Annotated in this window: 13 protein-coding genes; 3 read left to right on the top strand and 10 right to left on the bottom strand. The window is 61.4% G+C overall.

Annotated features, from left to right (window positions below; translation table 11 throughout):
- Positions 1-24 precede the first annotated feature (24 nt).
- From ptsP to nagA, 3 genes are read right to left on the bottom strand one after another with little or no spacing between them, the layout of a single operon-like run.
- The gene (ptsP, locus tag ACSQ8V_RS01400) at positions 25-2,616 is read right to left on the bottom strand and encodes a phosphoenolpyruvate--protein phosphotransferase (protein WP_436204671.1); all 2,592 of its coding nucleotides are present in this window, start codon (positions 2,614-2,616) and stop codon (positions 25-27) included.
- 14 nt (positions 2,617-2,630) lie between these two features.
- Entirely contained in the window at positions 2,631-3,638 is a 1,008-nt protein-coding gene (locus tag ACSQ8V_RS01395) for an SIS domain-containing protein (protein WP_213764813.1), read from the bottom strand.
- On the bottom strand, positions 3,631-4,734 hold the full coding sequence (gene nagA / locus ACSQ8V_RS01390; RefSeq protein ID WP_436180664.1) for an N-acetylglucosamine-6-phosphate deacetylase: 1,104 nt from the start codon (positions 4,732-4,734) through the stop codon (positions 3,631-3,633). Before nagA ends, ACSQ8V_RS01395 begins: the two co-directional genes overlap by 8 nt.
- Positions 4,735-5,409: 675 nt before the next feature.
- Between nagA and ACSQ8V_RS01385 the strand changes: the two genes are divergently transcribed.
- Positions 5,410-6,321 carry a bifunctional helix-turn-helix transcriptional regulator/GNAT family N-acetyltransferase gene (locus tag ACSQ8V_RS01385; protein ID WP_436204670.1) on the top strand — a complete coding sequence of 304 codons (912 nt, stop codon included), beginning with the start codon at positions 5,410-5,412 and terminating at the stop codon, positions 6,319-6,321.
- A gap of 68 nt (positions 6,322-6,389) precedes the next feature.
- Positions 6,390-6,680, top strand: a complete 291-nt coding sequence (locus ACSQ8V_RS01380) for a YciI family protein (RefSeq protein ID WP_213764760.1) — start codon at positions 6,390-6,392, stop codon at positions 6,678-6,680.
- 98 nt (positions 6,681-6,778) lie between these two features.
- Here ACSQ8V_RS01380 and ACSQ8V_RS01375 read toward each other — a convergent pair whose 3' ends face one another.
- From ACSQ8V_RS01375 to ACSQ8V_RS01355, 5 genes are all read right to left on the bottom strand, one after another.
- On the bottom strand, positions 6,779-7,378 hold the full coding sequence (locus ACSQ8V_RS01375; protein ID WP_436180661.1) for an SCO family protein: 600 nt from the start codon (positions 7,376-7,378) through the stop codon (positions 6,779-6,781).
- Positions 7,375-8,280 (bottom strand): heme o synthase, encoded by a 906-nt coding sequence (cyoE, locus tag ACSQ8V_RS01370; RefSeq protein ID WP_213764758.1) that lies wholly within the window; start codon positions 8,278-8,280, stop codon positions 7,375-7,377. The genes ACSQ8V_RS01375 and cyoE overlap by 4 nt, the downstream gene beginning before the upstream one ends.
- 6 nt (positions 8,281-8,286) lie before the next feature.
- A complete protein-coding gene (locus ACSQ8V_RS01365; RefSeq protein WP_436204669.1) occupies positions 8,287-9,432 on the bottom strand; it encodes a COX15/CtaA family protein in 1,146 nt (381 codons plus the stop codon).
- A gap of 24 nt (positions 9,433-9,456) precedes the next feature.
- Positions 9,457-10,113 (bottom strand): SCO family protein, encoded by a 657-nt coding sequence (locus tag ACSQ8V_RS01360; protein WP_436204668.1) that lies wholly within the window; start codon positions 10,111-10,113, stop codon positions 9,457-9,459.
- Positions 10,114-10,314: 201 nt separating this feature from the next.
- Positions 10,315-11,070: an SURF1 family protein gene (locus ACSQ8V_RS01355; protein WP_213764755.1), complete on the bottom strand. Its 756-nt coding sequence runs from the start codon at positions 11,068-11,070 to the stop codon at positions 10,315-10,317.
- A gap of 99 nt (positions 11,071-11,169) precedes the next feature.
- On the opposite strand from ACSQ8V_RS01355, the gene ACSQ8V_RS01350 reads away from it, so the two are divergent.
- A complete protein-coding gene (locus tag ACSQ8V_RS01350) occupies positions 11,170-11,379 on the top strand; it encodes a twin transmembrane helix small protein (RefSeq protein ID WP_436204667.1) in 210 nt (69 codons plus the stop codon).
- Between the two features lie 351 nt (positions 11,380-11,730).
- Here ACSQ8V_RS01350 and ACSQ8V_RS01345 read toward each other — a convergent pair whose 3' ends face one another.
- Together ACSQ8V_RS01345 and ACSQ8V_RS01340 are read right to left on the bottom strand one after the other, a co-directional pair.
- Positions 11,731-12,588 carry a cytochrome c oxidase subunit 3 gene (locus ACSQ8V_RS01345; protein ID WP_213764753.1) on the bottom strand — a complete coding sequence of 286 codons (858 nt, stop codon included), beginning with the start codon at positions 12,586-12,588 and terminating at the stop codon, positions 11,731-11,733.
- A gap of 84 nt (positions 12,589-12,672) precedes the next feature.
- Positions 12,673-12,879, bottom strand: coding sequence for a DUF2970 domain-containing protein (locus ACSQ8V_RS01340; protein ID WP_213764752.1), 207 nt, complete (start codon positions 12,877-12,879; stop codon positions 12,673-12,675).
- Positions 12,880-12,906 lie beyond the last annotated feature (27 nt).

The raw sequence follows: 12,906 nt of genomic DNA, 5'->3' as shown, positions 1-12,906 counted from the left end.
AAGGCTGGCTGCCGGACGGACGTGTTAGTCCAGCGGCCAGATTTCGCGGCTTGCTGCTCTTACTGCCTGTGCTGATTCGAGCGCCAAGGCATCCTCGGCGCGCTGACGGCACAGTGGGTAATCGAGTTTGCGCACGAGCGCCTTGATGCCGGGAACCGAAACCGGATCCACCGACAATTCCGTCACGCCAAGGCCCACGAGCAAGGGCACGGCGACCGGGTCACCGGCCAGCGCACCGCACACGCCGACCCACTTGCCGTGTTTCGCCGCGCCGTCCGTTGCTGCCTTGATCAGGCGCAGCACCGCGGGATGCAAACCGTCTGCCTGGGCCGCGAGATCGGCCTGGCAACGGTCCATCGCGAGGGTGTATTGCGTGAGATCGTTCGTGCCAATAGACAGGAAATCCGCGTGTTGAGCGAGTTGATCGGCCAGCAGCGCCGCCGACGGCACTTCGATCATCACGCCCACTTGAATGGGATCGGTCCGGCCAATCTCCGCCGCGAGTTCATCGATGCGCTTTCTCAAACGCACGAGTTCGCCGGAGTCGGTGACCATAGGCAGGAGAATGCGCACCGTGCCGAACGGTTGCACCGCGAGCAGACCACGCAACTGGTCGTCGAGGAGATCGGGGCGCACCTGCGCCAGGCGAATGCCGCGCAAGCCCAGCGCCGGGTTCGTTTCAGGCGGCAGCGTGAGGTAATCGACTTCCTTGTCCGCGCCCACGTCGAGCGTACGGATGATCGCCGTGCGCCCGTTCAACGCGCCCACGATCGATTGATAGCTATCCTTATGTTCCTCGGCCGTAGGAGCAGACTGGCGATGAATGAACAACAATTCGGTGCGCAGGAGACCGACCGAGTCCGCGCCGTTATCGACGGCGGTCTTTGCGTCGTCAAGTGTCGCGATGTTCGCCGCGACTTCGATCGTGCGGCCGTCGTGCGTTGCTGCCGCTTCCTGTGACGTGCGCCGGTTCACCTCACGCACGCCCGCGAGACGCTGGCGCTCAAGGCGCGCGCGTTCCACATCGAGCGCGGTGGGCGCGTGCTCCAGCCGACCTGCCGACGCATCGACCACGACCTGCGTGCCGTCGGGAATGGCGTGCAGCGCGTCGCCCACCGCGACCAAGGCGGGAATGCCGATCTGGCGCGCGATGATTGCCGCATGCGACGTCGCGCCGCCGCGTGCCATCACCAGCGCGGTTACGCGCGTGCGGTCGAGCGACGACAGGTCGGAGGGGGTGAATTCATCGGCGGCGAGCACGGCTTCGTCGGGCAATTCGCGTGCCGCCGTATTCGTATAACCGAGCGCGCGCAGCACGCGCTTTTCGATATCGCGGAGATCCGACGCACGTTCAGCCAGCAACGTGTCTTCGATAGTCGACAGCAACACGATCTGCGCGCGGATCGCTTCACGCCACGCGAAGCCGGCGCTCTTCCCCAGGCTAATGAGATCGCGCGCGGCATCCAGCAGCGTGGGGTCTTCCAGCAATACACGATGCACCGCGAAAATTCCCGCTTCGCCGACCGCACCCCGTTGCGAAGCAGTCCGTACGGTTTCTCCCAGTTCCGCGTCGATGGTAGCAATGGCTTTATCCAGCAGGCGGCTTTCCGCGGCCGATGTACCGGTTGCCTGCTCAGGCGGGGTGACGTCGTTATCGTCCCAGCGCACGAGCTTGCCGACCGCAATTCCCGGCGATGCACACACGCCGGCAATCGTATTCGGATCGAGTGGCTTGCCGGGTTCGCGAACCACCGCGAGCGGCGCGGGAGATTGCGTGCGCGCCGGTTTCTCTTCCACTTCACCATGCGCTTCACGCAGCAATTCCGCCGCGACCGCGTCTACCGCCGCGACCGCTTGCGCGCCCACGCCAAGCAATTCGACCGTCGCGCCTTCGCCTGCGCCGAGTCCGAGCAAACCGACCACGCTTTCGATCGGCGCTTTACGGCCGTTGAAACGGACTTCCACCTTGGCGTCGAAACCACGCGCCGCTTCGCGGGCACGCGCAGCGGGCCGCGCGTGCAAACCACCGGCGTGCGCGAGCGTTACGTTGCGGCGCGCTTCATCGGTGAAATTCGAGTCGCTGCGGGCCGCGTCCGCTTTCGCGCCGCCCTTGCCGCGCAGCACGAGCAACTGGCTTTCGCCCGCCGTCAACATGCCTCGGCCAGCGCGCTCGACCACCTCGAACGCGTCGCTATTGGCGACTGCGATCACGGAAACGAGGCTCGGCGCGTTCTGCGCGACGTAGTCGGCGTCGAATTCGATCAGCACCTGGCCGGCGCGCACGCTGGCGCCCTGCTCGACCTTCGGCGTAAAACCTTTTCCGGAAAGCTCGACCGTATCGATACCGATATGAACCAGGATTTCCGCCCCTTGCGGCGTGCGCAAAGTCACGGCGTGATGAGTGCGGGCAAGATGCGTGATGACGCCATCGCAGGGTGAAAGCAACGCACCTGACAGCGGATCGATACCAATACCATCACCGAACATGCCGTCCGCAAACACAGGATCGGGGACATCGGCGAGCGGCACCATCGGGCCGGTGAACGGCGCGAGCAACACGAAATCGTTCGGGTTTTCGGGGGAATGATTCAACAGGGACTCCTCGGCACGGCGCATCGGATGACTCTCGATTAACGGGTTTCGGTGACTTTGGCCAGATGGCGCGGCGCGTCGGGATTACGCCCGCGCGCGGCTGCCAAGGCGTCGGCCATCACATAGAAGGACAGGATCGCGGCGATCGGATCGAGCGCGAAATGGGCGGTCTCGACCAGCGGCAACGTGGCTTCGGGCACATCGGCGGGCGCAGCGAGCAGCACGCGTGCGCCGCGCGCGCGCATGTCGCGGGCGAGCTGGATCAAGCCGGCCTGTTCCGGACCGCGCGGTGCGAACACGAGCAGCGGATAGTCCTCGCCGATAAGCTCCATGGGACCATGCCGCACTTCCGCGCTGGAGAACGCCTCGGCCTGGATGCCCGATGTTTCCTTTAGCTTCAGCGCCGCTTCCTGGGCAATCGCGAGGCCGAGTCCACGGCCGATCACAATCATGCGGTCGACGTTTTTCAGTTCATCGACAGCATGCGACCAGTCGAGCTTGCCCGCTGCGCGCAATGCATCCGGCAGCGTTTTCAAGGCGTTCAGCAACTCGACGTCTTTCTGCACATGCGCAATCACGATCGCCGAAAGCGACAACATCGCGATATAGCTTTTAGTCGCGGCCACCGACAATTCCGGCCCGGCCAGCAGCGGCAGATTCCATTCGCACGCTTCGGCGAGCGGCGAACCGGGCGCGTTCACAGCAGCCACGGTCAGCGCGCCGGCGGCACGCAACGCCTGCATCGTGCCGATCAGATCGGGACTCTTGCCGGACTGCGAGAACGCCACCGCCAGTTGGCCTTTCACGCGCAAAGGCGCTTGCTGCAAGGTCGCAACCGACATGGGCAACGAAGCGACCGGCACGCCGATACGGCTCATGGTCAGGCCTGCGAAGTAACTGGCGGCGTGATCCGATGAACCGCGCGCAACGGTCAACGCAACGTGGCGCGGCTCTTCGGCAAGCCGTGCGGCGAGTGCTTCGATGTGGGAGGTATCGGCAAGCTGGGCGACCACCACTTCGGCGGAGGCCAGTGCCTCGTCAAGCATATTCGACAATTGATTCACCCTCAACATAAGTAGCCGTCAACGCAAGTTCGCGATCGAAAACAACGAGGTCCGCCCACGCGCCACGCGCGATCCGGCCTCTGTCTTCGAGGCCGAGATAATCGGCGGCGTAGCGTGACAGGCGATTGGAAACGTCCGCTATCGGCAAGCCGATGGAGACAAGATTGCGCAGCGCCTGATCCATGGTCAGCGTGCTGCCGGCGAGCGTGCCGTCGGCAAGACGCACGCCACCCATGCACTTCGTGACGTGCTGGCTGCCCAGGCGATATTCGCCGTCGGGCATGCCGGACGCCGAGGTGCTGTCGGTGACTACATACAGGCGCGGAATGGCGCGCAGCGCAGCCCGGATTGCGCCGGGATGCACGTGCAGGAGATCGGGGATCAGTTCGGCGTATTCAGCATGCGCGAGCGCCGCGCCGACCACGCCGGGGTCGCGATGATGCAGCGGCGACATGGCGTTGAACAGATGCGTGAAACCGCGTGCGCCGTGTTTGAGCGCATTGACGGCGTCGTCGTAAGTAGCGAGCGAATGGCCCACTTGCACGCGCACGCCGCGCGCCGCCATTTCCTGGATCACTTCAATATGCCCGGAGATTTCCGGCGCGATCGTGACCACGCGGATGGGCGCAAGCGACAAGTACTTCAGCACTTCGTCGCGCACCGCAACCGCTGCCGCATCCGGTTGCGCGCCGAGCTTGCCGGGATTGATGTACGGGCCTTCCAGATGAACGCCCAGCACGCGGGCGCCACCTGGCGCGCGGCGGATGGATTGTTCGCCGAGGCCCGCGACGACTGCCATGAGTTCGTCGCGCGGAGCGGTCATGGTGGTGGCAAGCATGCTGGTGGTACCGTGCTTCGCGTGCTCGCGTGCAACGGTGGTCGCGGCGTCACCGCCTTCCATGATGTCCGCACCGCCGCCGCCATGCACATGGCAGTCGACGAAGCCCGGCAGGATGTACGGGGCGTCATTGGTCTTCGGGTCCACGCGCGCACCTTCGAGCGCCGTTACCCGTCCGTTCGCAAACTCGACCGAGCCGTATATCCAGCCGTCGGTCGTCAGGATGTTTCCTTTCAGCATGAATCTCTCTCGTGAAACGTACCGCTTGACGTGCATCAGGCGCATCAAGCGGTGCGCGCTATGCGCATGATGAAGCTCCATCAACCGTCGCACCCGCTGCGAGCAGGCCGGAAGTCGCCGGTAAAACGGTTCCCGGTGACGTCCCGCGATGGCGTTTTTCGCCTCTGGAATTGTTTTGCGACGTCTGTTTCGACGTCTCGCCGGCCCAGTGATGGAGGGACTCTGGCGTCATGCTTAAAGCACTGATAACGCAAGAACGGGTCGCTAGCCAGACACCTTGATTGACACTTTGCGACCAATTTTTACGATCATTTGACTGATCGATTGTGCATAAGAATGGTCACGAAGCCGCCATCTTTTGCGAGCCCATTATATAACCAAAATAATACCAGTCAATTTTCAAAATCAATTGGCGCGTCTCTCACAAACTTGTTAATTATCAATAGGTTGAACGTATCTCGAATTGATTTCACGGATGCTTTCGCATCAGTAATTACCCTCGAATTACAGCCCACTTCAATGCTGCTGGTCTACACACTATAGACGCCCGTCGACCGCTGCAAGAGGTGCCGCCGACGCTCTTCTGCACGGTCATACTTTTTATCGGCACAATGGTCTCGATCGATTTGCCAGGGGAAACGGCGAACGGCATAAAAACGAGAGAGCGAGGCGGATATGGACAGTTCCATGAGCAACGGCCTGACGGCGGCGGTACGCCGTTTCCAGTGGTTTTATGCGTGCCATGTCAGGGCGCCGCACGAGTTGGTCGAGCAAAGCGTGCTCTCGCTAACGGAAATGCGCGTGCTGTTTGCCGTCATGCGCGCCGGCACGTGCACGGCAGCGGATATCTCGCGCACGCTCGGACTCGATACTGGCTATCTGAGCCGCATGCTGACGCAATTCGAGTGCGCCGGATTGATCGAGCGGCGTCCATTTTCCGGCGATGGCCGTCGCAACCAGGTTTCATTGACCACAACCGGAGAGACGACGCTGGCTGCGCTAAGCACGCACGTGCGCGACGACGTTTCGGCCACGCTGGACGCAATGACGCGGGACCAGCGCGCGCAATTGCTTGCATCGATGGGTTGTGTCCAGCGCCTGCTCGGGCCGAACGGCGACGCGGCGCGCGTTCGGCTGCGCGGTCCGCGACCGGGTGATTTCGGCTGGATCGTTGAGCGCGAGGCGCAACTCGCCCCCGATGGAATGCAAGCGCAATGTGAGCGGGAAACTCGTATCGCGATTGTCGTCGCGGATTACCTGACCGCACCCGATCCACTGCGCAATGCGTGCTGGATTGCCGAGCAGGACGGCGTCAGCGTAGGCGCTAGCCTGCTGATAGGCGTGTCAGCCGGAAGTGCACGGCTTTCGGCGTTGTTCATGGAACCGGGCGTGAAGCGAGGCGGTATCGCTCGCCGTTTGATCAACGCGTGCGTGACGTTTGCCACCGAGGCCGGGTATGACCGCATCGTCTGCGCGAGCGATCTGAATCCGGTTCCGGTTGCCCCTCTTCTGCGGCCGTTTGGTTTCGAGGAACTGAGCGGCCAGGGAGAATGGGAAAAGCGCTTGAAAGGACCTCGCGCCTTTTAGAGCCTGTGCGCCGGAGCGGGCGCACGGGCTTAATATTGAGGCCCGTTCTCTATCGGTTGAAATCGCCCATGTACGTCATCCATCTACGCTACACCGGCGCGCTCGCTGAAATCGACGACGCGCTCGACGCTCATCGCCTCTATCTCGAACAACAGTTCGATGCCGGCGCGTTTATTATCGCTGGGCCCAAAATACCGTGCGACGGCGGCATTATCCTGGCGGCAACCATGGACCGTGACCGGCTCGACGCGATCATTGCGAAAGACCCCTTCTCGCAGCAGCGGCTCGTGCACTACGACATCATCGAGTTCAACGCCACGCGGTTGGCACCGGGACTGAATTTGCCGCAATCGCCGTGAGCGTTGTCGGCGATAGTTTGAAGCGGGAATCACCTACGAAAAAGGCCGTTTCAACGTGAGTTGAAACGGCCTTGGCGTCACTATCAGCAAGCGTCCGCTTAATCGAGCAACAACTTCAGATCGTGTACCCACGTATCCACGCCCTGCCCGTCGCGTGCGAACAACCTGAGCCGACCTTGCGGGTCGAAGACATAACTCGCGGCCGTGTGGTCCATGGTGTAATCGCCCGCCGCCTTGCCGGGAACCTGCGCGTAATACACGCGAAAATCCTTCGTGATCTTGACGAGCTCGGCCGTGTCGGCGGGACGCAGGCCGATAAACGTCGGGCTGAACGCCGACACATATTCGCCCAGCAACGGCGCTGTATCGCGTGCGGGATCGACGGTGACCATCAGTACCTGAACGCGCTTGCCGTCGTCGCCAAGTTGTTGCAGCGCCTGCGAGAGTTCGGCGAGCGTGGTCGGACAAACGTCTGGGCAATGCGTGTAGCCGAAGAACAGAACCACAGCCTTGCCTTTGAAGTCACCGAGCGTGCGCGTTTTGCCGCTGGTATCGGGCAACGAAAACTCGCTGCCGAACTGCGTATTGCCCGTGATGTCGAGATTCGTGAACGCCGGTTTGCTGTCGCATCCTGCGAGCAGCGCGGCGGCCAAAACGAATCCCAACCAGACAGCAATTCCCCGAACTGAAAACGTCATAAACCGATCACCGTCCGCACGTAATGATCCACGAGCAGCGCGCCGAACAGCAGCGACAAATACACGATGGAGAACCGAAAGGTCTTGCGCGCGAGGGCATCGGAATATTCACGATAAATCTTCCACGCGTAGCCAAGGAAAACGCCGCCAAGCACCACGGCCGACGCCAGATACAGCAGACCGCTCATGCCGGAGATAAACGGCATCATGGTCACGGCAAACAGGATCACCGTGTACAAAAGGATATGCAGGCGCGTGTATTTCTCGCCGTGCGTGTTCGGCAGCATCGGCAAGCCGGCGTTCTCGTAGTCCTTGCGCCGATACAACGCCAGCGCCCAAAAATGCGGCGGCGTCCAGACGAAGATAATCAGCACAAGAATCCACGCGTCACCGGGTACATGGCCCGTCACGGCTGCCCAGCCAAGCGCCGGCGGCATGGCGCCCGACGCGCCACCGATCACAATATTTTGGGGGGTTGCGGGTTTCAGCAAGCACGTATAAATCACCGCATAGCCAACAAACGTGGCGATTGTCAGCCACATGGTCAGCGCGTTCGTGAACGTGTAGAGCGTCCACATGCCTGCGCCGCCGAGCACCGCTGAAAACAGCAAGATCTGCACAGGCGTGATCTCGCCGCGTGCGGACGGACGCCACGCGGTGCGGCGCATCATTGCATCGATCTTTTGTTCCATCAGGCAGTTGATGGCGAACGCGGCCCCGGCCAGCAGCCAGATGCCCACGGTTCCGCCGATCAGCACAGTCCACGGCACCATGCCCGGCGTGGCCAGGAACATGCCGATGACCGCGCAGAAAACCGCGAGTTGCGTCACGCGCGGTTTGGTCAACGCAATGTACTGCGAGAGGCGGTTACCGGACGGGGAAATCAGTGTCGTGCTGTCCATAGAAACTCACGGAGCTTGGCGCGGGAGTGATGCGGGAACGGCGTCGCGCGGGGCCGTGGCAGGCGACCCCACAACATGGCCGGGACGGCTGGAGGAGATTCGAAAGTTTACCATAACGAGCAACAGCAAAAGGATGGCCGCCCCGCCGTTGTGGGCCACGGCAACAGGCAGCGGCCACTGCAGCAGGATGTTCGACAATCCCGTCAGGAACTGCACGACGATCACGATCATGATGCCGTTGGCGGGTTTTCTCAACGACTCAAATCGCCGCAGTTTCGCCGCGAGCCACAACGTGTATAGCACGACGACGATCGCAAAGGTCCTGTGGGTCCAGTGAATCGCGACGAGCGCGTCCTGCGAGATGACATCGCCGTCGCCAGTCATCCCGAGCGCCCGCCACAGGTGGAAGCCGTGCTCGAAGTTCATCGGCGGAATCCACGCGCCGTTGCACAGCGGGAAGTCCGTGCAGGCGAGCACCGCGTAATTCGTGCTGACCCAGCCGCCCAGCGCAATCTGAACTACCAGCAGCAACAATCCGGCTAACGCCGCGGGCAGCCAGCGGGCGGCGGCGGGATCGATGGCGGGAATCGGCGTCTGGCGCGCGGCCAGCCAGCCAAGCGCGCCGAGCAACGCCAGCCCGAGCAACAGATGCGTGGTCACAATCACCGGCTGCAGTTTCATGGTGACCGTCCACGCGCCAAACGCGCCCTGCACCACGATCAGCATCAGGATCCCGGTCGGCCACCAGGGCGACACGTGCAGCGGCCGACGCTTGAAACGCGCCGTCCATGCAATCAGAACCTGCGCGATGATCAACACGCCGATCGCCATGGCGAAATAACGGTGGATCATTTCAATCCACGCCTTGCCGATACTCACCGGCCCCGTCGGCATCGCCTGATAGGCGGCGTTAATGGCAGCATGCGCAATAAACGGCGACGACGTGCCGTAACAACCCGGCCAGTCGGGACAACCGAGACCCGAATCGGTCAGACGCGTAAAACCACCGAACATCACGAGGTCGAGCGTCAGGAACGTGGTCAGCCAGACAAGCTTGCGGAATTTGTTGTCGTCGGCTTTCACCCACACATACGAAAGCGGCAACAACGCAATGCAGATGCCGATCAATCCGAGTTGTAAAACGTAAGTCATGCGTGCACTGTCCTCAACTCGTCCTCAACCGATCCGCGACCACTTCAGCAGCTTCGCCAGATCCGCCTTGATCTTCTCCGGCTCCGGATTCTTCGGGAACCGCATCATGAGATTGCCATTGGGATCGACCAGGAAGATATGGTCGGTAAGTTGCGAATCCGCGCCCGCCGGCAGCCACGCCGCGACGGTTTTGGGATCGGCGACCAGCATGCGCGTGTCCGGCTGTGGATAAGCCGTTTGGATCACGCTCGACACCGGTTTGTCATCGGTACGAAGCCAGACGTTGACCACCCGGTCGCGTTCCGCGCCTTGCAGCACGCGCACCTGCCGCATGAAGAAGAGGCGCGTGACGCATTGTTCGTTGCAGTCGCTGCCGTTGACCGTGATCATCAGCCATTTACCGCGCAAGGCGGTGAGCGGCATGGGCTTGCCTTGTTCGTCGGTGACGACGAGTGGGTCGGGAATCGGCCGTTGCGGCTCGATCAGCGCACCGTAGCTCGTGGTGCCACCGGTCGGCTTGACCACGTAGTACATAAAGTAGGACGCGAGGACCGGCGCGGCGCAAACGGCCGCGAGCAGGATCAGCATCCAGCGCCCCTTGTTCCATGAACCGGGCGCGCGTTCCTGCTGCTGGGCGCGCGCCTTGTGAATGGCAGACGCGGACGGTCGGGGAGTTTGCATGGACAAAATGTTGCCTCTATTCGTTTGCAGCATCGCGTACTTCTTTCACGCGATGCGTTCATTCAGGCGCAGGGCGCCTGCTTCATGGCTGCCGGCCGGTCCCGGTGTTGGTCGTGTGCGTCGGCCCATCACTTCCGGTCAAGCCCGCCCGACGCGAACACACGCGTCGTCCTTTACTGGCCCAACCCGTCGATTATTGGATCAGACTTTCCCATCCAGCGTTTCCGGTGCGCCCTGCCCGTCACCGTCCTTCTTCCCTTCGTTCTTCGCCGCGCGCCTTGCCGCGTACAGCCCGAACCCGAGCGCGGCGAGCGCCATACCCCACCATTGCAGCATGTAGCCGTAGTTGGTATCTACGCCCATGGTGGGCGCCGGCCAGTCACGCACCAGCTTGTCACCGCTGTTGTTCAATTGCTGGATCACGAACGGTTGCAGCGGCAAACCCGTTTCGGTGGCGTACGCGGCGACATCGAGATTCTGCCGAATCTTTTGCTGCGCCGCGGAACCGCCGTGTCCGAGTTCGAAAGCCTGCGACGCGTTCGCCCGCGCAACGCCTTCAATCTCGACAACACCTGACGGCGTGTCATACGGCTCAATGCCCGTGCGGTCCGCCAGATTACGCGGCAACCAGCCGCGATTCACCAGCACGACCCCGCCGCCATCAAGCTTGAGCGGCATCACGACGTAGAAACCCGGCTGGTCGTTATAGGGCCGGTTATCGAGATATACAACCCGATCGGGCATGAACGTACCACGCGCCAGCACACGATGAAAATTGATGTCCTTCAACGCAATCGGCGTTGCGCCTACGCGTTGCACGGGCGCGTTTTCAAACGCGACAATCTGCGCGTTCAACTGCTCTTTCTGATGCGCACGGTCGCGTTGCCAGAAGCCGAGACGCACGGTAACTGCCATGACGATCAAAATAATCAGCGCCGGCCAGAAACGAATTTTCATACCGCATTTCCACCGACGAAAACCTGAACGCCCACGCGGCATGTTACCTGCGGTGCGATAATTGAGCGATCGAACTTCCTAGGCCAACTGGCTGTTTTCATGCACATATTCGTTGCCATTGCATTCATTCTCATCATCGCGAGCCTGGGTTCTGCGCTGTACTTCATGATCACCGACAAGGGCAAGACCCAACGTATGGTGTGGTCGCTCGCCATGCGGGTCGGGCTGTCGATCTCGCTGTTCCTCTTCATCCTGTTCGCGCACTGGATGGGCTGGATTCAGTCCACCGGGATTCCGCTCGGACGGTGAGTAACGTCTTTCTTAAGTCTCTTAGGTCTTAAGTTACGTGTGGGTTGGGCCTTCCGGCAGCGCGAAGGTTCGCCCGGGATCGCGGAATACTAGCGGGCCGTTGCACTCAACACTGCGACAAAACCGCGCAGGAAACGCCTTCCTCAACATTCCGCCAAGCCGCGTTCAAAAACAAAACGCCGCCCGAGTCAGGTCGAGGCGGCGCTTTGCAAAGCATCTTTTTCAATCGACTTCTTTCGATCCACTTCTTTCAATCCACTTCTTTCAATCCACTTCAAACCATCCTGCCAGGCCGGACGCGGGTGGATCAAGCCACCAACATCCGCCACAGCCTGAACGCTGCCTGAATACTTACAACCAGTACACGACCACGTACAACCCGAGCCACACCACGTCCACGAAGTGCCAGTACCACGCGGCCCCTTCAAACGCGAAGTGATGCTCCGCGGTGAAGTGCCCGCGGATCACACGCACGAGAACGACGGTGAGCATCGTGCCGCCGAGAAACACATGGAAACCGTGAAAACCCGTCAGCAGGAAGAACGTGGAACCGTACACGCCCGAAGCCAGCGTCAGGTTCAGTTCGTTGTACGCGTGGAAATATTCATAGCCCTGGCAGAACAAAAAGCATGCGCCAAGCAGCACGGTCGCAGCCAGCCAGATAATCGTTTTCTTCCGATGATTCTCGCGCAGCGCATGGTGAGCAACCGTCAGCGTCGCGCCTGAACTCAGCAGCAGCGCGGTATTGATGGTCGGCAGCGGCCACGGCGTCATGGAGCGGAAGTGCGACACCAGCGCGGCAGGACCGTTGTTCGGCCAAACGGCGGTGAAGTCCGGCCAGATCAGCTTGTAATCGAGGCTGCCCAGCTCATGCAGCGCGATCTCGCGGGCGTAGAACAACGCGCCGAAGAATGCCCCGAAGAACATCACTTCGGAGAAGATGAACCAGCTCATGCTCCATCGGTACGACAAATCGACGTTCTTGCCGTACATCCCGCCTTCGGATTCCCCAATGGAGTCTCCAAACCAGTGCCACAGCGTGTACAGCAGCCAAAGCAGGCCGATGACAAACGTGATCGGCGCCCATGATTCACCATTGACCCACGACGCCAGCGAAGCCATCGAGATCAGCAGGCCGGTGGCGGCCATGATCGGATGTCTCGACGGGTGCGGGACGAAATAGTACGGGCTTTCGTTTTGACCGCTCATTATTGATTCTCCACTTCGATCCAGTTGCTTGAATTTTTTCTGCCACTGCCGCCGCTTGATCCTTCCGCAGCAACGCCACTGGCGTTATCCCACCACCGCCCGCACCACCACCAGCAACACGACGATAAACAGCGCCGCCCCGATAACCCCGGCCGCGATCAAATGCAGCGGGTTCAACGAGGCATCGCTTTCCAGGTCGCTGCGGCGGCGCACGCCGAAGAACGACCAGAAAACTGCCTTCAGCAACCGGAGAAAGCTGTTCTTCGGCGCCTGCTTTTGTGTTTCAACCATCTCACGTCTCCGTCGCCTGGCGCGGCT

It is taken from the genome of Caballeronia sp. LjRoot31, assembly GCF_964253885.1.
In the GTDB taxonomy this organism is placed as follows: domain Bacteria; phylum Pseudomonadota; class Gammaproteobacteria; order Burkholderiales; family Burkholderiaceae; genus Caballeronia.
This window is presented reverse-complemented; position numbering and strand designations above follow the sequence as displayed.

Excerpts from the sequence above, each read along its gene's own strand:
- cyoE (WP_213764758.1), bottom strand. The coding sequence starts at position 8,280 with ATGGACAGCACGACACTGATTTCCCCGTCCGGTAACCGCCTCTCGCAG.
- ACSQ8V_RS01355 (WP_213764755.1), bottom strand. The coding sequence starts at position 11,070 with ATGAAAATTCGTTTCTGGCCGGCGCTGATTATTTTGATCGTCATGGCA.
- ACSQ8V_RS01385 (WP_436204670.1), top strand. The coding sequence starts at position 5,410 with ATGGACAGTTCCATGAGCAACGGCCTGACGGCGGCGGTACGCCGTTTC.
- nagA (WP_436180664.1), bottom strand. The coding sequence starts at position 4,734 with ATGCTGAAAGGAAACATCCTGACGACCGACGGCTGGATATACGGCTCG.
- ACSQ8V_RS01365 (WP_436204669.1), bottom strand. The coding sequence starts at position 9,432 with ATGACTTACGTTTTACAACTCGGATTGATCGGCATCTGCATTGCGTTG.
- ACSQ8V_RS01350 (WP_436204667.1), top strand. The coding sequence starts at position 11,170 with ATGCACATATTCGTTGCCATTGCATTCATTCTCATCATCGCGAGCCTG.
- ACSQ8V_RS01375 (WP_436180661.1), bottom strand. The coding sequence starts at position 7,378 with ATGACGTTTTCAGTTCGGGGAATTGCTGTCTGGTTGGGATTCGTTTTG.
- ACSQ8V_RS01395 (WP_213764813.1), bottom strand. The coding sequence starts at position 3,638 with ATGCTTGACGAGGCACTGGCCTCCGCCGAAGTGGTGGTCGCCCAGCTT.
- ACSQ8V_RS01380 (WP_213764760.1), top strand. The coding sequence starts at position 6,390 with ATGTACGTCATCCATCTACGCTACACCGGCGCGCTCGCTGAAATCGAC.
- ptsP (WP_436204671.1), bottom strand. The coding sequence starts at position 2,616 with ATGCGCCGTGCCGAGGAGTCCCTGTTGAATCATTCCCCCGAAAACCCG.
- ACSQ8V_RS01340 (WP_213764752.1), bottom strand. The coding sequence starts at position 12,879 with ATGGTTGAAACACAAAAGCAGGCGCCGAAGAACAGCTTTCTCCGGTTG.
- ACSQ8V_RS01345 (WP_213764753.1), bottom strand. The coding sequence starts at position 12,588 with ATGAGCGGTCAAAACGAAAGCCCGTACTATTTCGTCCCGCACCCGTCG.
- ACSQ8V_RS01360 (WP_436204668.1), bottom strand. The coding sequence starts at position 10,113 with ATGCAAACTCCCCGACCGTCCGCGTCTGCCATTCACAAGGCGCGCGCC.